Origin of the sequence: Aliihoeflea aestuarii, assembly GCF_024105665.1 — a bacterium.
In the GTDB taxonomy this organism is placed as follows: Bacteria; Pseudomonadota; Alphaproteobacteria; order Rhizobiales; family Rhizobiaceae; genus Aliihoeflea; species Aliihoeflea aestuarii.
Map to the genome: position 1 here is coordinate 526789 of NZ_JAAAMK010000003.1, position 25000 is coordinate 551788.

The following is a 25000-nucleotide window of genomic DNA, read 5'->3' on the forward strand; positions in this document are numbered from 1 at the left end:
TAATGGCGTCTTAACCCGCACCCGTTAGCGTGATGCGAATCTGGCCGGATCATCGGCGCGACGGCATACGGGGTAAGGCATGCGTTCGCAGTCTCATGCGCTCAGCTTGAATGAGGGCGATTACGGGTTCACCGGCTTCCTGCGGCGGCAGGTGCGCAAGCTGGCGGGCACGGCGATCCTGATCGTCGTCGCCGCGATCGTAGCGGCGCTGGCGACGTGGAACGTGGCGGACCCCTCCTTCAGCCATGCGACCGACAATCCCGTCACCAACGCCGCCGGCTATCCGGGCGCGGTCGTTTCCGACATCTTGATGCAGTTCTTCGGGCTCGGCTCGGTCGTCGTCCTGGTACCGGCGATCGTATGGGCGATCGGTCTGGTGCTCGGCCGGCGTATCCTCCAGCCGGGCAAGCGTGCTTTGGCGTGGTTCGGCGCAGCGGCGATCGGCGCGGGTATCATCGGCTGCGTCGGGGCGCCGCCGACATGGCCGCTGCCATCAGGGCTGGGCGGCGTCTTCGGCGATATCGTGCTGGCGCTTCCGGGCAGGTTCATCGGCGCCTATCCGAGCGGAATGGCGGGCTTCGTCACCGCCGCGCTTTTGTTCCTGCCGGCCGGCGGGCTGCTCTATGTCGCCTGCAACGCCCTTGGCACGCTGCCTGCGGAGCGCAGGAAGACGGCGCGCAAGGTCGCGGTCCAGGAAGAGGCCGATGAGGACGATTACGACGACGATTACGAAGAGGATGGCGAGGGCCGCCGCTTCCTGGCGTTGGGCGCCGTCGCGCATATGTGGCTGTCGGCCCACGCTTTCCTGAAGCGTCACGGCGCGTTGCCGAACATGTCGCGCCGCCGGCGCGACGACGAATTCGATGCGTTCGACGAACTGGCGACGCGCCCCGCAGGCCGTGTGGAGCCGGGTTTCGAGGCAATGCGCGGCGCGCCGTCCGTCGAGCCGCCCTTCGATGCCGACGATATCGGATTGAGCGAAGACGATCTCGACCTGGATACGCCGGTGCCGAGCCCGCAGGAAATCGCGGCACGGCGGGCACAGGCGGCCCCGGCTCGCGCGGCCGCGCCACGCGCCGTTCAGCGCGCCGCGCAGCCGATGGCGCGTCACGGGAACAGCGGCTTCGAGATGCCGCATATCGAATTCCTGTCCGAACCGAGGGCGCTGGCGCGCGACGCCTCGCTGTCGCAGGACGCGTTGAACCAGAACGCCCGCATCCTCGAAGGCGTGCTGGAGGATTTCGGCGTCAAGGGCGAGATCATCCAGGTGCGTCCCGGTCCGGTCGTCACGCTTTACGAACTGGAGCCGGCGCCCGGCATCAAGTCGTCGCGCGTGATCGGCCTTGCCGACGACATCGCCCGCTCGATGAGCGCGATTGCCGCGCGCGTGGCCGTCGTGCCGGGCCGCAATGCGATCGGCATCGAACTGCCGAACGCCCGGCGCGAGACCGTTTATCTGCGCGAGATGCTAGCCAGCCAGGACTTCGCCACGACGAAAGCGAAGCTGGCGCTGGCGCTCGGCAAATCGATCAATGGCGACGCCGTTATCGTCGATATCGCCAAGATGCCGCACGTTCTGGTCGCCGGCACGACCGGCTCGGGCAAGTCCGTCGCCATCAACACGATGATCCTGTCGCTGCTCTACCGGATGACGCCGGACGAATGCCGCCTGATTATGATCGACCCGAAGATGCTGGAACTGTCCGTCTATGACGGCATCCCCCACCTTCTGACGCCCGTGGTCACCGATCCGAAAAAGGCGGTCGTCGCGCTCAAATGGACCGTGCGCGAGATGGAGGACCGCTACCGCAAGATGTCGAAAGTAGGCGTGCGCAATATCGATGGTTTCAACCAGCGCGTCGCGACCGCCGAGAAGAAGGGCGAGCAGATCAGCCGCACGGTTCAGACCGGCTTCGATCGCGAGACGGGCGAGGCGATCTACGAGACCGAGCATCTCGAACTCGAGCGGATGCCCTATATCGTCGTCATCATCGACGAGATGGCCGACCTGATGATGGTCGCCGGCAAGGACATCGAAGGTGCGGTGCAGCGTCTGGCGCAGATGGCGCGCGCGGCGGGCATCCACGTCATCATGGCGACGCAGCGCCCCTCGGTCGATGTCATCACCGGCACGATCAAGGCGAACTTCCCGACCCGCATGTCCTTCCAGGTCACTTCCAAGATCGACAGCCGCACGATCCTCGGCGAGCAGGGCGCGGAGCAGCTCCTCGGCATGGGTGACATGCTCTACATGGCCGGCGGCGGGCGCATCCAGCGTGTTCACGGGCCGTTCGTCTCCGACGACGAGGTCGAGAAGGTCGTCGCGCATCTGAAGCTTCAGGGCGTGCCGGAATATCTCGATTCGATCACCGAGGACGACGGCGAGGACGAAGATGGCGGCGCGTCGGCCAAGGGCGGTTCGTCGGGCAACAGCAATCTGGACGATTCCGACGATCCCTACGATCAGGCGGTTTCGGTGGTGCTGCGCGACGGCAAGGCGTCCACCTCCTATATCCAGCGCCGGCTCGGCATCGGCTACAACCGCGCCGCCTCCATCATCGAGAAGATGGAGCAGGAGGGCATCGTCGGCCCGGCCAACCACGCCGGCAAGCGCGAAATTCTCGTGCCGACCGAGGAAGAGACCTATTGAGCCATGCCGCCCGGCATGCTTGCGACAAATTTGCCGCGCCTGCAGCCAAACTAATGCCCCACTGACGCGTTACTTACCAGTTGAGGGCAACACATGAATTTGCGAGACCGATGACGATGGAAACACCCACCCTTTCGGGCCTGACCAGGATGCGGCGTGGCTTTTTCGCCTTGAGCGCGGCGGCGATTGCGGCCGCAACGGCGCTGTCGCCTGCGTTCGTGGCGCCTGCCCATGCACAGGCCGGCGAAGCGCAGCAGATCGCCGATCATTTCGCCAGCGTGAAGACGATGATGGGCGATTTCGTCCAGTTCGGGCCGAGCGGCGAGCAGACCGGCGGGAAATTCTATATCGAACGTCCCGGCAAGGTGCGCTTCAACTACGAACAGCCGTCGACCTTCCGCGTCACCTCGGACGGGCAGTCGGTCGTTCTGGAAAATACCCGCATGAACACGGCTGATCTTTACTCGCTGTCGTCCACGCCGCTGAAGCTGCTTCTGGACGAGCGTATCGACCTGTCCGGCAACAAGGTGCAGAGCGTCGAGCAGGAAGCGGATGCGACGACCATCACGCTTCAGGATCGCTCGGTCTTCGGCAATTCGACCATCACCATGATGTTCGATCCGCAGAACTACGATCTGAAGCAGTGGACCATCACGGATGCGCAGGGCCGCGACACGACGGTCATGATCTACAATGTCCAGTCGGGCGTGACCTTCGATCCTTCGGTCTTTTCGATCAATTATCAGCGGGTCAACGAGATCGGTACGCGGCGCGACACCCGCTGACCTGTGGACGAGCAGCGGTTTTCGCCCAAGCCGTCGTGAAAGACTTGAGTTGACGGGATGCGGCTGGCAGGGTCCGGCCGCATCCCTTTGTCTTTCCGGTTTCCACCCCCCATGCCTTTTTCCGTCGCCACCTGGAACATCAATTCCGTTCGCCTGCGCATGCCGCTGGTGGAGCATTTTCTGACCGCTCACCAGCCGGACGTGCTGTGCCTGCAGGAAACCAAGTGTCCGGACGACATGTTTCCGCTGAAACCGCTCAGAAAGCTCGGCTACGAGCATATCGAGATCAGCGGCCAGAAGGGGTATCACGGGGTCGCGACGATCTCGAAAAGGCCGCTAGAAATCGTGGAAAAGCGCGATTTCTGCACCAAGGGCGATTGCCGGCATCTGGCGGTCAATGTGTCGGCGGGCGGTAAGCGCATCCTCGTGCACAATTTCTATGTGCCGGCGGGCGGCGACGAGCCGGACCCGGAGATCAATCCGAAATTCCGCCACAAGCTCGACTTCGTCGCCGAGATGCATCACGTACCGGCGACGAGCGGGGACGATCATGCCTCGATCCTCGTCGGTGATTTGAACATCGCGCCGCTCGAAACGGATGTGTGGTCGCACCGGCAATTGCTCAAGGTCGTCAGCCACACGCCGATCGAGACGGAAAGCTTCGAGGCGATGCGCAAAGCCGGCAACTGGGTGGATTTGATGCGCCAGGCGATCCCGCCTACGGAGAAGCTCTTCACATGGTGGAGCTACCGCTCGAAAGACTGGGCGGCGTCGAACCGTGGCCGCAGGCTGGACCATGTCTGGTCGTCGCAGAACCTGTCGCCGCATCTGACCGCGATGGACGTGCTGACGGATGCGCGCGGTTGGGAACGGCCGTCCGACCATGTGCCGGTGATCGCGCGGTTCGATCTGGATTGAGGCGGCAGTAGCGCGCTCGTGAGGCAGCAGATTCTCGGGACAAGCCCGAGGATGACGATTGTCAGGTTGGTGCCTTGCTCAGTGCCGGAAATGGCGCATGCCGGTGAAGACCATGGCGATGCCGTGCTCGTCGGCGGCGGCGATGACGTCGTCGTCGCGCATGGAGCCGCCGGGCTGGATGACCGCCGTCGCGCCGGCCTCGATGGCCGCGACGAGGCCGTCGGCGAAGGGGAAGAACGCGTCCGAGGCGACGACGGAGCCTTTCGTCTTCGGCTCGGGCCAGCCGGCTGCTTGCGCGGCGTCCTCGGCCTTGCGGACTGCGATGCGCGAGGAATCGACGCGGCTCATCTGGCCCGCGCCGATGCCGACCGTCGCGCCGTCGCGGGCATAGACGATCGCGTTCGACTTCACATGCTTGGCGACGCGGAAGGCGAAGCGCAAATCGGCCATTTCGGCGTCGGTCGGCGCGCGCTTCGTCACCACTTTCAGGTCGAGATCGTCGACGATGCCGTTGTCGCGGCTCTGGACGAGCATGCCGCCGGCAACCGACTTGAAGGCGAGGCCGCCCGCGCGCGGATCGGGCAGGCCGCCGGTGACGAGCAGGCGCAGATTCTTCTTCGCGGCGACCAGCGCGATGGCCTCGTCCGACGCTTCCGGCGCGATGATGACCTCGGTGAAGGTCTTCACGATCTCTTCGGCGACCTCGGCGTCCAGAAGACCGTTCAGCGCCACGATGCCGCCGAAGGCCGAGACGGGATCGCATTCGACCGCCTTGAGATAGGCGTCCCGCAGTGAGGTGCCGGTGCCGACGCCGCAGGGGTTGGCGTGCTTGATGATGGCGACCGCCGAGCCTGCCTGCGGGTCGAATTCGCCGACCAATTCGAAGGCGGCGTCGGTGTCGTTGATGTTGTTGTAGGAGAGTTGCTTGCCCTGCAATTGCCGCGCGGTCGCGACGCCCGGTCGCGGGTTGCCGTCGATATAGAAGGCGGCCTTCTGGTGCGGGTTCTCGCCGTAGCGCATCTCGGCGGCGAGGCGTCCGCCGAAGGCGCGCGAGGCGGGGGCGTCGAGTTGAAGCGTCTCGGCGAACCAGCCGGAGATGGCCGCGTCATAGGCGGCGGTGCGGGCATAGGCCTTGGCGGCAAGTTCCTGGCGGAAGCGATAATCCGTCTCGCCTTCATTCGCTTTCAGGGTCTCGACGAGGCGCGGATAGTCGGCCGGGTCGGTGACGATACAGACGTAGGCGTGGTTCTTGGCCGAGGCGCGGACCATGGCCGGGCCGCCGATGTCGATATTCTCGACCGTCGCGGCATAGTCGCCGCCTGCGCGCCGCACTTCCTCGAAGGGGTAGAGATTGATGATCGCGATGTCGATCGGGCCGATGCCGTGGGCCTCCATCGCTTCGCGGTGCTCCGCATCGTCGCGGATGGCGAGCAGGCCGCCATGGACGGACGGATGCAGCGTCTTGACGCGTCCGTCCATGATCTCCGGGAAGCCGGTGATGTCGGACACGTCCTTGACCTTCAGGCCGGCCTCCGTAATCGCCTTCGACGTGCCGCCGGTCGAGACGAGTTCGATGCCGAGCGCCGTCAGTTCACGCGCCAGATCTGCGAGGCCCGTCTTGTCGGAGACAGAAAGAAGCGCGCGGGTGGCGCGCACGCGGTCGGGGGCGGGGATGTTCTTCGACGCGACGGCCATGGCGGATGTCCTTGTGAGGCAAGCGGGAGGTGCGCTTCGCCTATCATAGATCGGCGGTGAATCAACCGTTGGATGGGCAGCATTGCGCATTGTCGCGGTCCTCTCTGGGCAGCATCGCGCTCCGTCGCGCCCCCTCTGGCCTGCCGGCCATCTCCCCCGCGAGGGGGGAGATCAGTCTCGTGATCGACACCGCGTAGTTTCCCCACCTGTGGGGGAGATGGCCGGCAGGCCAGAGGGGGCGCGACGAAGCGGAGGCTTAAGAGAAAATCATCCCGCCTTTTCGATGCGGGTGAAGCGCCAGGCGACTTCCGGCAGCACGGAGGGGTCGATTTCGACGAGAAGCTGGCGCGAGCGGCGGGGGCCGCTTATCGCGGCGAAGAACATCGATTCCTCCACCACCGGGGCGACGCCCTCGACCTCGACGGTCCAGATGTCGGTGTCGTTGCCCTTGAGCACGAGTTGTCCGCGCTCGTTGCGGAAGACGCCGATATCGGGGTGGAGGTGGAAACGGATCTGCACGGTCAGGCCCGGTCCCGGACGCGCCATGCCGTTGCGGTCCGAATAGAAGCGGTCGGTGCCCTCGAAGATGTCGCCATTGCCGGCGAGCATCAGTTCGCGCTCGTGGATGACGCCGAAGCGGGAGAGATAACCGTCATGGCTGGCCGAGACGCCATGGATTCCGGGGCTGTCGAAACGCTTGGCACGCACCTTGCGGATCGGCCCGATCAGCGGCGAGCCGACCATGGCGCGCAGGCGGCCGGGCAAGGTGAAGCGCGCGGAGGACGTGTCGTTGACGGTTGCCGTGGAATGGGCGGCCGTGGAGCGCGACAGGAGCCGGAAATCTTCCGCGCCATAGGAATCGATGCCGCAATTGACGATGAAATGGTGCCGCCCGGACGACATCTCGAAGGAGAGACAGCCGGCCTGCGCTTCGTGGCTGACATCGGGCGGGGGCGGTGCTCCGGTATCGGCGATGATCGTCGTGCCGCCCATCGCAAGCCGGTCGTAGCCGCCATGCGAGGCATGCAGGATCGGCGCGCCGCCTGTGTCGTCGTGGTGGAGGATGGCCGCGACGCGGTCGTGGCTGGTCGCGCCCATGCCGTTGAAGCGGGCGAGCACGCCGTCCTGATGGCGGAAGAAGCGCAAAGCGGGCAGCATGCGCTCGATCGCGCCGATCAGAGCGTCGGGCGGCGCCTCGCCCTGGTTGAAATAGGTCTGGCGCAGCGGCAGGAGGTCGGCCAGAAGCTCGAGGCCGGCGCCCGGATTGCGCGAGATATGGATGCCGTCCGGCAATATCTGCCGGTCGAGTTCGAGCGCCAGCGCCTTCGAGACCGCGTGAAGCCGCGCGGGAGAGGAGGGCAGGGAGAGCGTGGCGAAGACGATCGCGATGCGCGCGCGCACCCGTTCCTCGCCGTCGGGCATCTCCGCGGCGACCGCGCGCAGATAGCGCATCTGCACCGCGAGCGATTTGAGAAAGGTGCGGTAGGCCGCCATATCCGCGCCGGTCAACACGATCGGCGAATGCTGGAGCCAGGCGATCAGCCGTCGCGCGGTGATATGCGGAGCCCATGCAGGCGCGGCGATCCTGCGGCCATGAATCGAAATCCACTCCGAGACCAGCGCGCGCGCATTGCCGGCGGCGAGCGTCGTTTCGGCGGCGCGCATGTGGCGCAGCCAGCGGAAGCCGTGAAGCGCCTCCTGCCATGCGGCGGGCGCGCGCTCGACGCGGAAGGGCGAAGTGCCGCCCGTTTCCACGACGCTGCCGGCAAGCGGAAAACGGCCGCGATAGAATTCCCGCGCCGTCGCACCGTCGGCCAACCGCAGATCGGGCGGCGCGATCAGGATGCGCTCGGGCGTCTTGCCGGAAAAGCGCCAGCGATAGAGAGGCCCCGAACGCAGGCGTCGGCGGGCGCGGCGCCACGCCTCGCTCGCCACGAAGCCCCACAATTGGGGATCGTAGTTCAACGCCATTGCCAAGACCCCGGCCTCCTCATCGCATCCTCGCGATGCCGCCCCGAAACCATCGACGCGCGACCGACGCTTCGGTCAGACCCATGTCGAGGCTTCCTCCAACTGCAAGATGGTGCCCCGCGCGATGCAACGGGCGCAAGGACGACCGGACGGAATCATAGCTGATTCAATCGTTTGTGCGAAGATCAAATGCGTTTCAAATTGAAACGGTCATGCCGTCGTTTTCAGGCGCACCGCGTAAAAACCGTCGAGACCGGCCAAAATCGGTTCGTCATTCGGCAGGCCAGCCGGTGTCGTGCGGACGGCTCCATCGTCATCCAGAAACGGGTCCGCGAAGGCAAATTCGCCGGGCCGGATCGGATTGCGCTCAAGACGCGGGTTCTGCGCAAGGGCGGTTTCGATCATGTCCTCGCCCTCCACCGGATCGAGCGAGCAATTGCAAAACAGGATCGTGCCGCCCGGCTTCACCAGCGTCGCGGCATGGTCGAGCATTCGGCGCTGAAGGGCAGCGAGGCGCTCGATGTCTTGCGGTGTCTTGGTCCATAAAACATCGGGGTGACGCCGGATCGTGCCGGTCGAGGAACAGGGCGCGTCGAGAAGCACGGCGTCGTAGGGTTCGGCGGGGCTGTGCTCGAACAAATCCTCGATGACGATTTTGGCCGAAAGCTTCAGGCGGTCGAGATTGGCGGCGAGGCGTTTGGCGCGGTTCGGGACCTTTTCGATCGCCGTCACCTGCGCGCCGGCCGATGCGAGCTGCGCCGTCTTGCCGCCGGGCGCGGCGCAGATGTCGGCGACGCGCAGGCCCGAAATGTCGCCCATCAGCCGGGCGGGCAGTGCGGCGGCCGCGTCCTGCACCCACCATTCGCCATCGGCGTAACCGGGAAGGGCAGATACCGCGCCGTCGAAGGAGGCGAGGCGCACCTGACCGGTCGGCAGGACGGTTCCGCCGAGCTTGTCCGCCCAGCCCTGCGCATCCGATTTGACGGTCAGGTCAATGGCGGCCTCGTGGCGGTGCATGTCGAGGATGCGGCTTGCGTGCTCGTCGCCATAGGCGGAAATGAGGCGCTCAGCGAACCAGTCCGGCGCTTCGACGGTATTCGCCAGCACGGCAGGCAGTGCGCGCTCCTTGCGCCGCCCGATCTCGCGCAAAATGGCATTGACCAGATTGGCGAAGCGGCGCGTGCGCGGGTCCGCCTTGGCGTGGCTGACGGCGAGATCGACTGCAGCGCTGTCGGGAATATCCAGGAACAGCATCTGCGCCGCGCCGACATGAAGGATGTGGACCAGCGCCGTGGCGTTGGCGGGCAGCGGCCGGTCGAGTCGTGCGTCGATGAGCGCCTGAATGGACTGGCGATGGCGCAAAGCCGTCGTCAGGATGGCGCGGACCAGCGAACGGTCGCGTGGATCGAGCGCGCGATATTGCGGGTGGCCGTGCTCGTTGTCCGTCAGCCCGTCGAGCGGTGTCTTCGTATCGATCACCGCGCTCAAGATGCGAACGGCGGCGCGCCGGGCGGCAAGGCCCGGCGCGTCGTCATTTACAGGGGATTGGTCGGGGTTCCTTGCGTGTGGCCGCCTTTTCGAGGCGCTCACGACCACGGACCCCGCGGGCCGGTGGGATTGTTCGACCAGGGGCCTTCACTGCCAGACGTGGGGCCAGACGACGGGCGGCGCGTAGCTGCCTGCGCAGGGAACTCGCCCTGCATCTTCATCAGCGCCGCGACGCGGTTCTGCGTGGCCGGATGAGTCGAGAACAGATTGTCCATCTTCTCGCCGGAGAGCGGGTTGATGATGAACATATGCGCGGTCGCCGGGTTGCGCTCGGCCTCGTCGTTGCGGATGCGCGGGGCGGCGGACGAAATCTTCTGGAGCGCGGAGGCGAGCCATTCGGGGTTGCCGCAGATCTCCGCGCCGCGCCGGTCGGCCGAATATTCGCGCGTGCGGCTGATCGCCATCTGCACCATCATGGCGGCGAGCGGCGCGACGATCATGGCAACGAGGACGCCGATGATGCCGAGCGGATTGTTGTTGTTGCCGCGAAAGAAGAACGCGAAATTGGCGAGCATCGAGATCGCGCCGGCGATGGTCGCGGTGATCGTCATGGTCAGCGTGTCGCGGTTCTGCACATGGGCAAGCTCATGCGCCATCACGCCCGCGACCTCTTCATAGGTCAGGCGGTCGAGCAGGCCGGTGGTGGCCGCGACCGCCGCGTTTTGCGGGTTGCGGCCGGTGGCGAAGGCGTTCGGCTGGTCTTCGCGGATCAGGTAGACCTTGGGCATGGGCAGTTCGGCCCGCGCGGCCAGATCGCGCACCATTCCGTAATATTCGGGCGCGGTGCGCTCGTCGACCTCGACGGCGTTGTGCATGCGCAGCACCATCTTGTCGGAATTCCAGTAGCTGAACAGGTTCATCGCGGCCGCGACGAAGAAAGCGATCATCATGCCGCCGGAGCCACCGATCAGGTAGCCCACGCCCATGAAAAGCGCCGTCATGAATGCCAGAAGCATGCCGGTGCGCATGATGTTCATCGTCCCGTCTTCCTTTCGTCCTTGGCCGGTCGCAAAGCGCGTCGTCGCCGTCTATATGATGGGAATATCGAACTGTCCTTTCAATATTCCACTGCGCGCAGACAATGTCCGACGACCACGACGATCCGATTCCGGCAGAACCGCCCCGCATATTGACCGAGGCGGCCCGCCGTGCGCTTGCCGAAGCCGAGGCGCGGCGCCGTTCCTACGAAGATGTCGAGGCCGAGAGGCCGACCGAAAAGGGCGGGCGCGGCGGACGCGACCCCGCCCGTTACGGCGACTGGGAAGTGAAGGGCCGTGCGAGCGATTTCTGACGCAGCGTCAGTGGTTCTGTCGAAATGTGAACCAATGTAAAGGAACGCATCAGCCGCGCCCGAGTTAGACCGGAAACGCTTTCCGGGAAGGGTTGCGCCATGCTCATACGCCTTGGCTACGAAATCGGGATTTCCTGCCCTCAGTCCACGCCGATGGTCGTCTCGCTCGATCTGCATCCCGATCGCCGTGCCGACATTCGCTGGCAAAGCGGCGTCACCTCCCGCCCGATGCTGCCGATGCGCACCTATATGGATCAGTTCGGCAATCGCTGCCGCAGACTGGTCGCGCCCGAGGGCGAACTGATCGTGCGCTACGATGCGGTGGTGGAGGATGGCGGCGAGCCGGATATCGTCGCCGAAGGCGCGGGCGAAGTGCCGATCGACCAGTTGCCGCCCGAAACGCTCATCTACCTGCTCGGCAGCCGCTATTGCGAGACGGATCATCTGAGCGCCGTTGCATGGAAACTGTTCGGCGAGATGAAACCGGGCTGGTCGCGCGTGCAGGCGATCTGCGACTTCGTCCATGACCGCATCTCGTTCGGCTACGGCTATGCGCGGTCAAGCCGCTCCGCCAGCCAGGCTTTCGAGGAGCGCGTCGGCGTCTGCCGCGATTTCGCGCATCTGGCGGTCACGCTTTGCCGCGCGCTCAACATCCCAGCGCGCTACGCGACCGGCTATCTCGGCGATATCAACGTGCCCGCCGATCCCGCGCCGATGGATTTTTCGGCCTGGTTCGAGGTCTATCTGGAAGGCGGGTGGTATACGTTCGACGCCCGTCACAACATTCCGCGAACCGGCCGCGTCGTGGTTGCGCGCGGACGCGATGCGACCGACGTGCCGATCCTTCATACGTTCGGACCGCACAAACTGGAAAAATTCGAGGTCTGGACCTACGAGCAGATGGCCGAACCGATGGTCGCCGACCTCCGGCGCGCGCCGCGCACGGCCGACAGCACATACAGCCTTTCGGCCTGACCGCTTGCCAAACTCGATGAAATAGGAATAAATGCCGTAATGGTATTTATTCCTATTCTTATGCTCATCCTGTTGAGTGCTCCGTCATTTGCAGCGGACATGCCGGGACCCGTTCCGGCAAGTGTCGTGCGGGTGATCGACGGCGATACGGTCGAGGCCGACGCGCATGTGTGGCCGGGACATACTGTGCGCGTCTCGGTGCGGCTGCGCGGCATCGATGCGCCGGAACTTCGCTCAAGATGCGAGGCGGAGCGGGTGCTGGCGCAAAAGGCGCGCGCGCATCTTTCGGCTCTGCTTCAGTCCGGCTCGGTCAGAGTTCGCAACGTCGCGCGGGACAAATTCTTCGGCCGTGTCGTCGCCGACCTGGAGACGGATGCGGGCGAGGACGTCGCACCTTTGCTGCTGGCGGCCGATCTGGCGCGTCCCTATGCCGGCGGCAGGCGCGCATCCTGGTGCGATGATCCGAATTGAGACAGTGCGGGTGTTTCGATTCGAAACCTTCGAAATGCGTTACCGGGAAGGATCGAATTTATCGCGCCGCATCAACTCAATAGTAACCTTAATGCTCGGTAAAAATTATATTATTCAATAGGATAGGCTCTTATCTCGTGTCCGATGCCCGATCTGGCGTCGTGCGTGCTTTTGCCTCGACATGCGGCCGCAGCGGCCGGCGAGGAGAGACGAGATGGCACGGGTTTTGAAATCGGCACGAGGCTTTGCGGCGGACAGGCGCGGCAATTTCGCGATCCTGATGGGTGTCGCCCTGTCGGTCCTTGCGACCGGTGCCGGTTTCAGCGTCAACACGGCGCAGCTCTTCAACGCCAAATCCGCACTCCAGACCGCGCTCGACGCGGCGGTGACGTCGACGGCGCGCGATCTGACGACCGGCGTGATCGCGGAAGGGGACGCGCGCGGGTCGATCGAAGCGTTCCTAACCGCGAATGGCAGCGGTCCGTTCGCGCGCGAAGGGGAAGGGGTCGTGACGCTCGACGAGGTGATCGTCGACCGCAACGCCAAGACCGTCGATGCCACGGCGACCGCCAATGTCGCGCTTGCGTTTCCGCTGTTCGGCGCAGACCCGGTCCGGCCGGTCAGCGCGCGCACGGCGGCGGTCTATTCGGACCAGAAGGTCGAGGTCGCGATGATGCTCGACGTGACGGGGTCGATGAGCGGGCAGAAGATTCGTGATCTCAGGGCGGCGGCCCGTATCGCCGTTGAGGCGTTTTTGGGCAATCAGCGTGCGGGATACGAGCGAGTGCGCGTTTCGATCGTGCCATATGCCAATTCCGTCAATGCCGGATCGCTTGCCGAAAGCAGTGTGTTCGTCGAGCGCAGTGTGGCGGACCGCAAGGCGGCCCCTGCCAATACTGCCGCAAGGCCGGTTGCCACGCGGCCCGACAATTGCGCGACCGAGCGCAAGGACGCGCGCTATCGCTACAGCGACGCCGGTCCTGAGTATTCGATGGTCAACCGTGACTATCTGATCGACGATTTCATTCGCTATCGCGACGGGAACGACAAAAGCCGAACATGCCCGACTACCGCGATCGTCCCGCTTACCAGCGACAGCGGAAGCTTGAACCGGGCGATCGACAGCTTCAAGGCGGTCGGCGGCACAGGAGGCCATATCGGCGTCCAGTGGACGTGGTACATGCTTTCTGAGCGGTGGGCAGGAGTTCTGCCGAGCGCGTCGCGCCCGGCGCGGATTACCGACAACGTCAAAAAATACGCGATCCTGATGACGGACGGCGAGTTCAACCTGTCCTATTTCGACGCATCGAACTACGGCCAGGTCTATAATGACAACGGCAAGCGGCAGACCCGCGACGAGGCGGTGCGTCTGTGTCGCGAGATGAAGGCGCAGGGGATCGAGATATTCACCATCGGATTCGCTTTGGCAGGTGAAAACTCGCATGCGCACCGAACAATGCGCGAGTGCGCGTCAGCCGGAACGCAGTCGTGGCGCTATTTTTTCGATGTTGCGACGGGTGACGAATTGAAAGTCGCGTTTCGCGACATCGCCGGTACGATCAGCGGGCTTTATATGAGCAAATAGAAAAAGGGCCGCCCTTCGAGGCGGCCCTTTCGTGTTTCCGTCCGTGGCGCGACCCGTGCGGCAGAAGACTGCCGTCGTTCGCGTCACGCGCCTGTCAGGAAGATTGCTTCCCGAAAGGACGATCCGCCGGGACCACGCTACGGAACATGGAATCACTCGACATCGGATCACCTCCTTTCAGTTCGTTGAACACGGCCCCAATGTGGGCGCTTCGAACGGTGCTGGCAACCCCCGTCAGCGTGTCTCGCCGTGGCGGCTCTTCACGAAAGGCAACAGAGCCAGCCCGATGATGAACAGGACGATGATCGGCGTGACCCCGACGCGCTGCGCGTCGACCGGCGACAGGCCGAACCCTTCCGACGCCACGATGCCCGTCACGACGGCGATGGAGAGCGGGCCGATAAAGGAGGTCGCCTTGCCCGACAATGCGTAAAGGCCGAAGGCTTCCGTGACGCGGTCCTTGTCGACCTGATCAACGAGAAGCGTGCGAGAGGACGCCTGGATCGACCCGCCCGCGGCCCCGATCAGGCAGCCGGCGACGTAGAAGACGATCACCGGCAGACCGCTGCCATCGGCGACGGGCATGAAGAGCATCTGCGTCTGCGTGGTCGAAATGATAAGCGCGCAGGACAGAGCGAGGGTGACCGCCGACCAGCCGACGACGAGCTTGGGGCCGTAGCGCTGGTCCATGCGTCCGCCGACATAGGCGCCGATCGCGCCGGTGATGTTGGACAATATGCCGAAAATGCCGATCTGGATGATCGAGAGGCCGAGCACGCCGGCCGCGTAGATGCCGCCGAACGCGTAAAGCGCGTTGAGCCCGTCGCGATAGAACATGGACGAGATCAGGAACGAGAAATAGCTGCGCTCGGACGGCAGGCGCTTCAGCGTCTGGCCGAGCTTCGTCAGGCCGTCGCGGATCGCGCCCTTGATCGCTGGCTTGCGCTTGATGTCGGGCGTGAAGAGCATCATCGGCAGAAGGAAAACCAGATACCAGAGCGCCGTCAGCGGCCCGGCGGCGCGGTCGCCCTCGCGGGCGGCCGGATCGAGGCCGAAGATCGGCTCGAAGCCGAGCAGCGTGCGGCCGGTTTCCGGCGAGGCGGACATGAAGCCGAGGACGAGGATCAGCGAGATCAGACCGCCGACATAGCCGAGACCCCAGGCCGACCCCGACAGGCGGCCGAGTTCGGCGCGGGGCACCAGCGTCGGCATCATGGCGTTGTTGAAGACGGCGGCGTATTCCATGCCGAAGACGGCGAGCGCGACGATGACGAGTATCCACGTCAGGTCGCTCATGCCGGGCGTCGCGAACCAGAGCATCCAGCAGGCGAAGATGCCGACGACGGAGAAAACCGTGATCCACGGCTTACGCGGACCGCTGACATCGGCGATGGCGCCGAGGACCGGCGAGGAAAAGGCGATCAGCAGCCCGCCGATGCCGGTGGCATAGCCCCATAATTCCTGTCCGCGGGCCGCATCCGGCGCGACGGCGGCGGCGAAATAGGGCGCGAAGACGAAGGTGATGATGAGCGTGTGGAAGGGCTGCTGTGCCCAGTCGAACAGCATCCATCCCCAGATGCCGCGCCGCGAGGCGCGTTCCTGGTTGTCGCGCTGTAAAGCGCCGTCGCTCGTGTCAGTGCTCACCATCGTCGTTGTCCCCCCTTTTGCCCCATGACTGCGCCCTCTCCGTCCCTTCGGGCCCCCTCCCCGCTCCGCAAGGGAGGATCCGGCGTTGCGGCCGGCCGCAATCTTGATCCTCCCCCGTTTACGGCGGAGGTGGCCCGAAGGGACGGAGGGGCGCAGTCATCCAAACGTCAGTTCACCGTCACATCCGCCAGATCGGCCATCAGTCCGGCCGCGACCGTCAGGCGCGATACGGTGATGTCGCCGCCTTCCGTCAGGCTTTGCAGGCGCTCGCGGGTGCGAGAGATGCGGGCGCCGCCTGCCTCGATCCACGCGTCCACGGGAGCCGCTTCCTGCGGGAAGGCTCCAAGAGCGGTCGCGGCGATGCCCCGCCGGGCGGCGTTGATCTGGTCGGTCGCGCGGGCGACGGCCAGGCCGTCATAATAGTCGGCCGTCGAGATCGAGCGCGCCGCGTCCGCTATGCGGCCGATGCGGAAGGCGTCGGTCACGGCGAAGAAGGCGCGCGCGGCGGTTTCGAGTTGCGAGGAAGCTGTTTCGGCCACCAGCGCGATGTCGGGGATCATCTCCGAAACGTGGAGCTGGGCGACGCGCTCGGCGAGCTTGTGGGAGACGCCCGCCTTCAGCATCGCGGCGATGCGCTCATCCTGACGCTCGGCCGTAAAGGGCGGCAGCATCTTGCCGAGCTTCGGCTCCAGCGCCTTGCGCGCGGCGCGCAGACGCTCGATCTCGGAGCCGATCGTATCTCCCGTGAGGTCATTTTTCAGGAACCATGCGCTGGCCGAATGCACGATGCGGCCGACCTGCTGGTAAAGGTCGAGCTGGGTCGCGCCCTCGATCTGTGTGTCGAGCGCGTCGATGTCGGCGTAAAGCGCGGGCAGGTCGAAACCGTCGCGGACGACCGTGTAGGCCGAAACGATATCGGCCGGCGACCTGCCGGTCAGGTCCTGCAAGCGGCTGATGAAAGACGGACCGCCGCGATTGATCGCCTCGTTGGCGAGTTGCGTGGCGATGATCTCGCGGCGCAATCGGTGGGTCTTGATGTCGGCGGGGAATTTCTTCGCCATCTTCGCGGGGAAATAGGCGACGAGATCGGTTTCCAGATGCGGATCGTCGGGAAACGCGCTGGCGACGAGATCGTCGAACAGAACGAGCTTGGCATAGGCGAGCAGGACGCCGATCTCCGCCCGTGTCAGCGGCTGGCCGCGACTTTCGCGCTCCACCATCATCTGGCTGGACGGCAGCACCTCGACGGCGCGGTCGAGCAGCGCACGCGCCTCCAGCGCCTCCATGAAGCGTTCCTGATAGCCGAGGTCGGCAACGCCGCGCCGTGCGGCAAGCGAGATGGCGAGCGACTGGCGATAATTGTTGGCGAGGACGAGATGCGCGACCTCGTCGGTCATGTCGGCGAGCAGCCTGTCGCGGTTGGGGCGCGTGAGGGTGTTCGACCGCATGGCGGACGCCAGCGCGATCTTGATGTTGACCTCGACGTCGGACGAATTGACGCCGGCCGAATTGTCGATCGCGTCCGAATTGCAGCGCCCGCCCAGCATGCCGTATTCGATGCGCGCGCGCTGGGTGACACCCAGATTGGCGCCTTCGCCGATCACCTTCGCGCCGATCTCGGCGGCGGTGATGCGCAGCGCGTCGTTGGTCTTGTCGCCCACGTCGCTATTCGATTCGTTCGATCCGCGCGCATAGGTGCCAATGCCGCCGAACCAAAGGAGATCGACCTTCGCCATCAGGATCGCGCGCATGATCTCGACGGGAGAGGCGCGCGTATTGCCGAGGCCGATCGCGTCGGCGGCCGCCTGGCTGAGTTCGATCGACTTCTGGCTGCGCGAGACGATCGCGCCGCCCTCCGACAGTTTCGAACGGTCGTAATCCTGCCAGCTCGACTGGCCCTTGTCGAAGAGGCGCTGGCGCTCGTCGAACGAAATCGCCGCGTCGGGGGCCGGATCGATGAAGATGTCGCGGTGGTCGAAGGCCGCGATCAGGCGCGTCGCCTTCGACAGGAGCATGCCGTTGCCGAACACGTCGCCCGACATGTCGCCGACGCCGACCACGGTGAAGGGTTCGGTCTGGATGTCGCGGTCCATCTCGCGGAAATGGCGCTTGACCGCTTCCCACGCGCCGCGCGCCGTGATGCCCATCTTCTTGTGGTCGTAGCCGGCCGATCCTCCGCTCGCGAACGCATCGTCGAGCCAGAAGTCGTGCGTCTGGCTGATCGCGTTCGCGGTATCGGAAAAGGTGGCAGTGCCCTTGTCGGCGGCGACGACGAAATAGGGATCGTCGCCGTCATGGCGCAGGACGTTCGGCGGCGTCGTGACCGATCCGTCTTCCAGATTGTCGGTGATGGAGAGAAGCGAGGAGATGAAATTGACGTAGGCCGATTTGCCGGCCTCGAAAATCTCGCTTCTGCTGCCCGCTGGCAACTGCTTGGGGAAGAAACCGCCCTTGGCGCCGACCGGCACGATGACCGCGTTCTTGACCTGCTGCGCCTTGACGAGGCCGAGCACTTCCGTGCGGTAGTCCTGCGCGCGGTCCGACCAGCGCAGGCCGCCGCGCGCGACGGCCCCGAAGCGCAGATGCACGCCCTCGACCTGGGGCCCGTAAACGAAAATCTCGCGCCATGGCCTGGGGTCCGGCAGGCCGCGAAGGGCGCGGGAATCCAGCTTGAAGGCAAGCGAGACGCCGTCCTTGTCCTCGGCATAGAAATTGGTGCGCAAGGTGGACTGGATGAGGTTGAGATAGCGGCGGATGACGGCGTCGTCGTCAATCTGCGGCACCTCTTCCAACGCCGCCTCGATGGCTTCGGCGGCTTTGTCCGTCGATCTGCCGTCATCGTCGCCATGGGCGGGACCGAAGCGTGCGGCGAAAAGCGCGATCAGGTGACGGGCGATGTCGGGATAGCGGTTGAGCGTCGAGGCGACGAAATCCTGGCTTTGCGGAATGCCGGCCTGCTGGAGATAGCGTCCATAGGCGCGCAGGAGGCCGATGTCGCGGGCCGGCAGACCGGCGGTCTGGACGAGCGCGGCATAGGCGTCGTTGTCGCTTTGCCCGTTCCAGACGGACAGGAAGACCTCTTCCAGAAGCGCCCCGCCAGCCTCGACATCGATCGGCGCGCCCGATGCGCTCGCCAGTTCCATGTCGTGCAGGAAGACGGACGCGGCGTCTGGCCGGGCGAGTTCGAAGGTGCGCTCCGAGATGACGCGGAAGCCCATGTTCTCCAGAAGCGGCACGCGCTTCGACAGCGCCACCGCCTCGCCCTGATGATAGATTTTGAGGCCGGCCATCGACGGCTTGGCGCCGGGCTGGCGATAAAAATCGATGGCGATGGATGTGTCGTCGCCCAGCCCGGCGACGATTGCCGCGTCGCGCATCGCATCGCGCGCGGAGAACGAGTTTCGGTAAGGCTCGCCGAAGCCGGCGGCAAGCGCGGCAAGCTTCGGATCGGCCCGGTTCTCCGTCACTTCCTCGCGCAGCGCGTCGTCGAAGGTGCGTACGATGTCGCGCAGGGCTGCTTCCATATCGGCCGTGTCGACCTGTGGCGTCTTGCCGTCCGAACGGCCGATGATGAAATGGACGCGCGCGAGCGATCCTTCCGGGAAAGCGGGATAGTAGGCCGACAGACGCCCGTCGAAGATGCGGGCGAGGTAGCGGCCGATGCGCTCGCGCACATCCGAATCGTAGCGGTCGCGCGGGACGTAGACGATGGCCGAGACGAAGCGGTCGAACTGGTCGACCCGGTGAAGGATGCGCACGCGCGGCCGCTCGCCGAGCGCAAGGATCGCCTCGGCGTGCCTGCGCAGGATCGGCACCGAGATCTGGAACAGTTCGTCGCGCGGATAAGATTCGAGAACGTTGATGAGCGCCTTGCCGGAATGATCGCCCGGATCGAAGCCGGATTTCTCGACCACGGCCTGAACCTTGGAGCGCAGATAGGGAATTTTCAGGACGGAGCGCGTATAGGCCGTCGAGGTGAAGAGGCCGACGATGCGCAATTCGCCGAGCAGCCGTCCCTTCGGATCGAATGTCTTGACGCCGATGTAATCGAGATAGATGCGCCGGTGAACGACCGACTTGGCGTTTGCCTTGGTGACGAGGAGCGCCTCTGGGCCATGCAGGAATTCGCGGATTTCGGGCGTCGTCGTGACCGGCTCGCCGCCGCGGCGCAGGACGCGCACATCCGGGTCGGCGAGGATGCCGAGCCCGCCCTTGGGCGAACGCTCCAGCGTGCCGTCGCTCTCGCCGCCCGAATAGCGCAGTTCGCGCATGCCCAGAAACGTGAAATTGTCGTCGCGCAGCCATTCGAGAAAGGCGACGGCTTCAGTCATCTGCGCCTTGTCGATGGGGATCGGATTGTAACGATATTCGGTGATCGCCTGATCGAGGCGCGCGAGCATCGGCTTCCAGTTGGAAACGGCCGAGCGGACCTGGCGGAGGACGTGTTCCAGCCGCCCCTTCAATGCCGCGCATTCCTCGTCCGTCAGCCTGGCGACATGGACGTGGATGATCGAGACGCGGTCGGTCTCCGCATCGCCGAGCGCGCTGCCGGCCTCGCCGAGAAGTTCGCTCACGCCCTTTTTCTCGTGCCGCACGAGCACGACGGGATGAAGCACGAGAAGGGCCTCGCCCGCGTCATCCGAAATCTCGCCCATGGCCGAATCGAACAGGAACGGCATGTTGTCGTTGACGATGGTGATGGCGGTCAGCGTGCGGCCCTGCCGTTCGATCTCGCCCTTGTTGTCGAAGACGACCAGGCTGTCGCCGCGCTTGTGTTTTTCAAGCGCGCGGTAGGCGAGTTCGGCTGCCTTGGCGAAGGCTTGCGGCGTATAGGCTTCGCGGTCCTCGACAGGTGCCCGCGACTTGAAGAAGTCGGCGAGCTTCGACGCTCCGGCATCCATATTCTCCTTCGTCGTCGAAGCAGTCTTGCGCGCAGCCATGAAAAAGCGTCTCCCGTCCTGTTTTTTGCAAAGACTAGAACATTGCACGAGAAAGTGGCACCGGTTTCACGACAGAAAGTCACGCTGCGTAAGTCGCAGACAAGTTTGAAAGGGAGATGACGGGATGAGCGAACGGATCACGGCGCTGGAGATCGAACAGCCCGAGCTTTCGGACGGTACGAAAGCGTATTTCGCAAAATGCGAGGAAAAGCTCGGCCTCGTGCCGAACGTTCTGCGCGCCTATGCCTTCGACGAGAAAAAGCTGCGCGCCTTCACTGACATGTACAACGATCTGATGCTCGGCGATTCGGGATTGTCGAAACTCGAACGCGAGATGATCGCGGTCGCGGTATCGGCGGTGAACCATTGCTATTACTGCCTGACGGCGCATGGCGCGGCGGTGCGGCAACTCTCGGGCGACCCGAAATTCGGCGAGATGATGGCGATGAACTATCGCGCGGCGGAACTCTCGGGAAAGCAGAAGGCGATGCTGGACTTCGCCGTGAAGCTGACCGAAAGCCCCGACAAGATCGAGGAGGCCGACCGGCAGGGGTTGCGCGATGCCGGGTTTTCGGATCGCGACATCTTCGACATCGCGTCGACCGTCGGGTTCTACAACATGTCGAACCGCGTCGCCGCCGCGATCGATATGCGGCCGAACGATGCGTATCACGCGATGGCGCGCTGATCCTATTCCGTCTCGCTTTTCAGCGGGCGTGAGAGGAGGCGGGCGGCGGCTTGCTTCATGGTGATGCGGCCCTCGATCAGTTCGGCCGTCGCCTCGATGATCGGCACTTCGACGCCGCGGTCGCGGGCGATGGACAGCGCGATGCCTGCCGTCGCCGCGCCTTCGGCGAGCTTCATGCCGGCGCGGTCGCGGCCCTCGCCGATGGCTGTGCCATAGGCGAAATTGCGCGATTGCACGGAGGCGCAGGAAAGCATCAGGTCGCCGAGCCCCGACAGGCCCATCAAGGTTTCGGGACGCGCGCCATATGCGGCGCCGATGCGGCGCAGCTCGACGAAACCGCGCGTGATGGTGGCGGCCTGCGCCGATGCGCCTAGGCCCGCGCCCGACACCGCGCCGGCGGCGATGGCGAGCACGTTTTTCAAGGCGCCTCCGATCTCGACGCCGACCAGATCGTCGGAGGAATAGCAGCGGAAGGCCGGCGCGGACAAAAGCTCGGCCAGCGCGAAGGCGCGGCGCTCGTCCCGCGCGGCGACCGTGACGGCGGTCGGCAGGCCGCGCACCACGTCCGCGGCGAAGCTGGGGCCGGACAAAGCCGCGATCGGCGTTTGCGGCAGAACCTCACGGGCGATTTCGGACACCAGCCGGCCGGTGGTCCTTTCGATGCCTTTGGCGGCGAGGACGACCGGAGCACCGGCCGGGATGGCCGAGGCGGCTTCGCCCAGCACAGCGCGCGTCACTTGCGTCGGGACGACGCTCAGAACCGTATCCGCCTTCGCCAGCGCTTCGTTCAGATCACGCGTCGCGAAAATGCCGGCGTCGAGCCCGAGGCCCGGCAGATAGCGCGGGTTCTCGCGGCGCTCATTGATGGCGGCGACCGTTTCGCCGTCGCGCGCCCAAAGGCGCACCTCGTGACCGGCCCGCAGCATGGTGACCGCCAGCGCCGTGCCCCACGCGCCGCCGCCCAGAACCGCGATCCGCGCGCTCATGCCTTCGCTCCCCGCTTGCCGGACCCGATGAGTGGCGCGGCCGCTTCGTCCAGCGGCCAGCGCGAGCGCGGGACGACGCTCATCGCGTCACCCGTCTCTATATCGGCCGCCAATCGTTCCGCGCCGGCCCAGGCGATCATCGCGGCGTTGTCGGTGCACAAGGCCAACGGCGGTGCGATCAGCCGGAAGCCGGACGCCGAGCAGGAGGTTTCGAGCGCGGCGCGGATGGCCTTGTTGGCCGCAACGCCGCCTGCGACGACGAGCACGCGATCCGATTGCTCGGGATAGGATGACGTAAAAGCCGCGAGTGCCTTGCCGAGGCGTTCCGTCAGCGTGTCCACGATCGCCGCCTGGAACGAGGCGCAGATGTCGGCGACGTCCCGATCGGACAGCGGTGCGATGGAATTGGCGGCCTGCCGTACGGCCGTCTTCAGACCGGAAAAGGAGAAGTCAGGCCGCGCCTCGCCGCGCAGCGGGCGCGGAAAGGAAAAGCGCTTGCCGTCTCCGCGCGCGGCCCATTCCTCGACGCTGGGGCCGCCGGGATAGGGAAGGCCGAGAAGCTTCGCCGTCTTGTCGAAGGCTTCGCCGAGCGCGTCATCGATGGTCGAGCCGAGACGGCGATAGTCGCCGACGCCCCGCACCTCGACGATCTGCGTGTGGCCGCCCGATACCAGCAGCAGGAGATAGGGAAAACCGACATTTTCGACCAGCCGCGCCGTCAGCGCGTGGCCTTCGAGGTGATTGACGGCGATGAGCGGCACCCCCGATGCCGCCGACATCGCCTTGGCCGTCATCAGGCCGACGATCAGCCCGCCGATCAGGCCCGGACCCGCCGTGACCGCGATGGCGTCGAGGTCGGCGAGTGTGACGCCGGCATCGGCGAATGCGGCTTCGATGACGCCGTCGAGCGCTTCGACATGGGCGCGGGCGGCGATCTCCGGGACGACCCCGCCGAAGGCCGCGTGATCCTCGATCTGGCTCAGAACGACATTCGACAGGATGGCCGGCGTTCCGTCTGCCGCACGCTCGACCACAGCCGCCGCCGTCTCGTCGCAGCTCGTCTCGATGCCAAGCACGCGCATATCGTCGCTACACCTTCTCAAGAACGGGTGGTTCTGTTGCCGTTGCCGGCCATCATCGCTAGGTAGGGGCGACCTATCACGGACGCTACTTTATGCAAACAGACCTTATCCGGATCGGAACGCGCGGCAGCGCGCTGGCTTTGGCCCAGGCTGAGGAAACGCGCGCGCGCCTGATGGCGGCGCACGGCCTGCCGAACGACGCGTTCGAGATCGTCGTCATCTCGACCAGCGGCGACCGCATCCAGGACCGGCCGCTCTCGGAGGCCGGCGGCAAGGGGCTGTTCACCAAGGAGATCGAGGAGGCACTCCTTTCGGGCGGGATCGACATCGCGGTCCATTCATCCAAGGACATGCCGACGATGCCGCCGGACGGGCTTGAGCTTTCGGCCTTTCTGGAGCGCGAGGACGTGCGCGACGCCTATATCGGACGTGCCGCACCGAAGCTTGCGGACCTGCCGCAAAATGCCATCGTCGGCTCGTCCTCGCTGCGCCGGCAGGCGCTGGTCCGCCGGCTGCGGCCCGATATCGAAATGGTGCTTTATCGCGGCAACGTCCAGACGCGGTTGAGGAAGCTTGCCGAAGGCGTGGTGGACGGCACGCTGCTCGCCAATGCCGGGCTGAAGCGACTGGCACTCGACCATGTGATTACCGAGCTGCTTCCGGTCGAAGCCTTTCCGCCGGCACCGGGGCAGGGCGCGATCTGCATCGAAAGCCGGATCGGCGATCGGCGCGTGCTCGACCTCATCGCGCCGATCTCGCACGAAAGGACGACGCAGGCGCTTTCCTGCGAGCGGGCGTTTCTTGCAACGCTCGACGGGTCCTGCCGCACGCCGCTTGCGGGCTATGCCCAGATCGACGGTGACGCGCTTTCCTTCTTCGGCATGATCCTGTCGCCGGACGGGCGGCAGGTTCACGAGATCCGCCGCGAGGGCAAGGCGGACGATGCCCGCGCCATAGGTCTGCAAGCGGGTGCGGACATCCGCGCGCGGGCCGGCTCGCAATTTTTCGAAAGCTGGACCTGAATGGAGCGGCGCGTGCTCGTGACGCGGCCCGAGCCGGGCGCGAGCGCCACGGCGCAGCGCCTCGCCGGGCAGGGATTTGCGCCGGTCGTCCTGCCGCTGACGAGGATCGTGCCGGTCGAGCCGGCGCCCCTGCCGCAGCGTGTCGACGTGATCGTCGCGACCAGCGCCAACGCGTTTCGCCATCCGCCGCCGGAATTTTTGCGGCTGCTGGCCGCAAAGCCGCTTTACGTCGTCGGGGAAAAGACGGCCGAGGCGGCAAACCGGGCGGCCGAGATCGTCGCGCCGGATGCGAAGACGCTGACCCAGCGCATGATTGCAAATCTCGGCCCGTCGTCCCACGTTCTCTACCTTGCCGGGCGCGTGCGCGGGGCAGCGCTGAAGGACGCGCTCGAACAGGCCGGTCATCAGGTCACGGAGATCGAGGTCTACGACGCCGTACCGATCGCGTTCGCACCGGGCGAGATCGGAACCAAACTTGCTGGCGAGCCGTTCTGGTCCGCATTGGTCTACTCGCGGCGCGGGGGCGAAATCTTGAGCCGAATCGTTGCGCAGTCTCCAGCCTCGTTTGATTCAACGGTCTTCGTATGCCTTTCTATGGAAGCCGGCGTCGGGCTTGAAAATCACGGCCTCGATCTGGCCTTCGCGGCTACGCCCGACGAAGCTGGTATGCTGTCGGCGCTTGGGCGGATTGGCTGACGGAACGAAGGCGGGGCACCGCCAGCAGGATTGAAAACGGGAGTTCGGGC

At 65.3% G+C, this 25000-nt stretch carries 18 protein-coding genes; 10 read left to right on the forward strand and 8 right to left on the reverse strand.

The window, feature by feature from the left end; all coding sequences use genetic code 11:
- Nucleotides 1-79 precede the first annotated feature (79 nt).
- The 3 genes from GTW25_RS10310 to GTW25_RS10320 all read left to right on the forward strand — a co-directional run bounded on the left by GTW25_RS10310 (nucleotide 80) and on the right by GTW25_RS10320 (nucleotide 4353).
- Nucleotides 80-2650, forward strand: a complete 2571-nt coding sequence (locus tag GTW25_RS10310; RefSeq protein WP_252912006.1) for an FtsK/SpoIIIE family DNA translocase — start codon at nucleotides 80-82, stop codon at nucleotides 2648-2650.
- A 110-nt stretch (nucleotides 2651-2760) separates the two neighbouring features.
- Nucleotides 2761-3435, forward strand: coding sequence for an outer membrane lipoprotein carrier protein LolA (locus GTW25_RS10315; protein WP_252912007.1), 675 nt, complete (start codon nucleotides 2761-2763; stop codon nucleotides 3433-3435).
- 111 nt (nucleotides 3436-3546) lie between these two features.
- Nucleotides 3547-4353 (forward strand): exodeoxyribonuclease III, encoded by an 807-nt coding sequence (locus tag GTW25_RS10320; protein ID WP_252912008.1) that lies wholly within the window; start codon nucleotides 3547-3549, stop codon nucleotides 4351-4353.
- Between the two features lie 78 nt (nucleotides 4354-4431).
- On the opposite strand, the gene purH is transcribed toward GTW25_RS10320, so the two are convergent.
- The 4 genes from purH to htpX all read right to left on the reverse strand — a co-directional run bounded on the left by purH (nucleotide 4432) and on the right by htpX (nucleotide 10544).
- Nucleotides 4432-6048, reverse strand: a complete 1617-nt coding sequence (gene purH / locus GTW25_RS10325) for a bifunctional phosphoribosylaminoimidazolecarboxamide formyltransferase/IMP cyclohydrolase (RefSeq protein WP_252912009.1) — start codon at nucleotides 6046-6048, stop codon at nucleotides 4432-4434.
- A gap of 267 nt (nucleotides 6049-6315) precedes the next feature.
- On the reverse strand, nucleotides 6316-8019 hold the full coding sequence (locus GTW25_RS10330; protein ID WP_252912064.1) for a heparinase II/III family protein: 1704 nt from the start codon (nucleotides 8017-8019) through the stop codon (nucleotides 6316-6318).
- Between the two features lie 210 nt (nucleotides 8020-8229).
- Nucleotides 8230-9615, reverse strand: coding sequence for an RsmB/NOP family class I SAM-dependent RNA methyltransferase (locus GTW25_RS10335; RefSeq protein WP_252912010.1), 1386 nt, complete (start codon nucleotides 9613-9615; stop codon nucleotides 8230-8232).
- The gene (htpX, locus tag GTW25_RS10340; protein WP_252912011.1) at nucleotides 9606-10544 is read right to left on the reverse strand and encodes a zinc metalloprotease HtpX; all 939 of its coding nucleotides are present in this window, start codon (nucleotides 10542-10544) and stop codon (nucleotides 9606-9608) included. The genes GTW25_RS10335 and htpX overlap by 10 nt, the downstream gene beginning before the upstream one ends.
- 104 nt (nucleotides 10545-10648) lie before the next feature.
- Here htpX and GTW25_RS10345 point away from each other — a divergent pair, with 104 nt between their 5' ends.
- The 4 genes from GTW25_RS10345 (at nucleotide 10649) to GTW25_RS10360 (ending at nucleotide 13889) form a co-directional block, all read left to right on the forward strand.
- Nucleotides 10649-10858, forward strand: a complete 210-nt coding sequence (locus tag GTW25_RS10345) for a DUF1674 domain-containing protein (protein WP_252912012.1) — start codon at nucleotides 10649-10651, stop codon at nucleotides 10856-10858.
- A 99-nt stretch (nucleotides 10859-10957) separates the two neighbouring features.
- Nucleotides 10958-11833 (forward strand): transglutaminase-like domain-containing protein, encoded by an 876-nt coding sequence (locus tag GTW25_RS10350; protein WP_252912013.1) that lies wholly within the window; start codon nucleotides 10958-10960, stop codon nucleotides 11831-11833.
- A 99-nt stretch (nucleotides 11834-11932) separates the two neighbouring features.
- A complete protein-coding gene (locus GTW25_RS10355) occupies nucleotides 11933-12304 on the forward strand; it encodes a thermonuclease family protein (protein ID WP_252912014.1) in 372 nt (123 codons plus the stop codon).
- Nucleotides 12305-12518: 214 nt separating this feature from the next.
- On the forward strand, nucleotides 12519-13889 hold the full coding sequence (locus GTW25_RS10360) for a pilus assembly protein (protein ID WP_252912015.1): 1371 nt from the start codon (nucleotides 12519-12521) through the stop codon (nucleotides 13887-13889).
- 234 nt (nucleotides 13890-14123) lie between these two features.
- Here GTW25_RS10360 and GTW25_RS10365 read toward each other — a convergent pair whose 3' ends face one another.
- Together GTW25_RS10365 and GTW25_RS10370 are read right to left on the reverse strand one after the other, a co-directional pair.
- Nucleotides 14124-15536 carry an MFS transporter gene (locus tag GTW25_RS10365; RefSeq protein ID WP_252912016.1) on the reverse strand — a complete coding sequence of 471 codons (1413 nt, stop codon included), beginning with the start codon at nucleotides 15534-15536 and terminating at the stop codon, nucleotides 14124-14126.
- Nucleotides 15537-15703: 167 nt separating this feature from the next.
- On the reverse strand, nucleotides 15704-20476 hold the full coding sequence (locus GTW25_RS10370) for an NAD-glutamate dehydrogenase (protein ID WP_252912017.1): 4773 nt from the start codon (nucleotides 20474-20476) through the stop codon (nucleotides 15704-15706).
- A gap of 124 nt (nucleotides 20477-20600) precedes the next feature.
- Between GTW25_RS10370 and GTW25_RS10375 the strand changes: the two genes are divergently transcribed.
- A complete protein-coding gene (locus GTW25_RS10375) occupies nucleotides 20601-21164 on the forward strand; it encodes a peroxidase-related enzyme (RefSeq protein WP_252912018.1) in 564 nt (187 codons plus the stop codon).
- A 2-nt stretch (nucleotides 21165-21166) separates the two neighbouring features.
- On the opposite strand, the gene GTW25_RS10380 is transcribed toward GTW25_RS10375, so the two are convergent.
- Together GTW25_RS10380 and tsaD are read right to left on the reverse strand one after the other, a co-directional pair.
- Nucleotides 21167-22150: an NAD(P)H-dependent glycerol-3-phosphate dehydrogenase gene (locus GTW25_RS10380; RefSeq protein WP_252912019.1), complete on the reverse strand. Its 984-nt coding sequence runs from the start codon at nucleotides 22148-22150 to the stop codon at nucleotides 21167-21169.
- A complete protein-coding gene (tsaD, locus tag GTW25_RS10385; protein ID WP_252912020.1) occupies nucleotides 22147-23232 on the reverse strand; it encodes a tRNA (adenosine(37)-N6)-threonylcarbamoyltransferase complex transferase subunit TsaD in 1086 nt (361 codons plus the stop codon). The genes GTW25_RS10380 and tsaD overlap by 4 nt, the downstream gene beginning before the upstream one ends.
- Before the next feature lie 92 nt (nucleotides 23233-23324).
- Here tsaD and hemC point away from each other — a divergent pair, with 92 nt between their 5' ends.
- Together hemC and GTW25_RS10395 are read left to right on the forward strand one after the other, a co-directional pair.
- On the forward strand, nucleotides 23325-24254 hold the full coding sequence (hemC, locus tag GTW25_RS10390) for a hydroxymethylbilane synthase (protein WP_252912021.1): 930 nt from the start codon (nucleotides 23325-23327) through the stop codon (nucleotides 24252-24254).
- A 12-nt stretch (nucleotides 24255-24266) separates the two neighbouring features.
- Nucleotides 24267-24950, forward strand: coding sequence for a uroporphyrinogen-III synthase (locus GTW25_RS10395; protein WP_252912022.1), 684 nt, complete (start codon nucleotides 24267-24269; stop codon nucleotides 24948-24950).
- The last annotated feature ends 50 nt before the right edge of the window (nucleotides 24951-25000 follow it).

Bases quoted from the DNA above. Each gene is read 5' to 3' on its own strand.
- GTW25_RS10310 (WP_252912006.1), top strand. From the start codon at position 80: ATGCGTTCGCAGTCTCATGCGCTCAGCTTGAATGAGGGCGATTACGGG.
- GTW25_RS10315 (WP_252912007.1), top strand. From the start codon at position 2,761: ATGACGATGGAAACACCCACCCTTTCGGGCCTGACCAGGATGCGGCGT.
- GTW25_RS10320 (WP_252912008.1), top strand. From the start codon at position 3,547: ATGCCTTTTTCCGTCGCCACCTGGAACATCAATTCCGTTCGCCTGCGC.
- purH (WP_252912009.1), bottom strand. From the start codon at position 6,048: ATGGCCGTCGCGTCGAAGAACATCCCCGCCCCCGACCGCGTGCGCGCC.
- GTW25_RS10330 (WP_252912064.1), bottom strand. From the start codon at position 8,019: ATGGCGTTGAACTACGATCCCCAATTGTGGGGCTTCGTGGCGAGCGAG.
- htpX (WP_252912011.1), bottom strand. From the start codon at position 10,544: ATGAACATCATGCGCACCGGCATGCTTCTGGCATTCATGACGGCGCTT.
- GTW25_RS10345 (WP_252912012.1), top strand. From the start codon at position 10,649: ATGTCCGACGACCACGACGATCCGATTCCGGCAGAACCGCCCCGCATA.
- GTW25_RS10350 (WP_252912013.1), top strand. From the start codon at position 10,958: ATGCTCATACGCCTTGGCTACGAAATCGGGATTTCCTGCCCTCAGTCC.
- GTW25_RS10355 (WP_252912014.1), top strand. From the start codon at position 11,933: ATGCCGGGACCCGTTCCGGCAAGTGTCGTGCGGGTGATCGACGGCGAT.
- GTW25_RS10360 (WP_252912015.1), top strand. From the start codon at position 12,519: ATGGCACGGGTTTTGAAATCGGCACGAGGCTTTGCGGCGGACAGGCGC.
- GTW25_RS10365 (WP_252912016.1), bottom strand. From the start codon at position 15,536: ATGGTGAGCACTGACACGAGCGACGGCGCTTTACAGCGCGACAACCAG.
- GTW25_RS10370 (WP_252912017.1), bottom strand. From the start codon at position 20,476: ATGGCTGCGCGCAAGACTGCTTCGACGACGAAGGAGAATATGGATGCC.
- GTW25_RS10375 (WP_252912018.1), top strand. From the start codon at position 20,601: ATGAGCGAACGGATCACGGCGCTGGAGATCGAACAGCCCGAGCTTTCG.
- GTW25_RS10380 (WP_252912019.1), bottom strand. From the start codon at position 22,150: ATGAGCGCGCGGATCGCGGTTCTGGGCGGCGGCGCGTGGGGCACGGCG.
- tsaD (WP_252912020.1), bottom strand. From the start codon at position 23,232: ATGCGCGTGCTTGGCATCGAGACGAGCTGCGACGAGACGGCGGCGGCT.
- hemC (WP_252912021.1), top strand. From the start codon at position 23,325: ATGCAAACAGACCTTATCCGGATCGGAACGCGCGGCAGCGCGCTGGCT.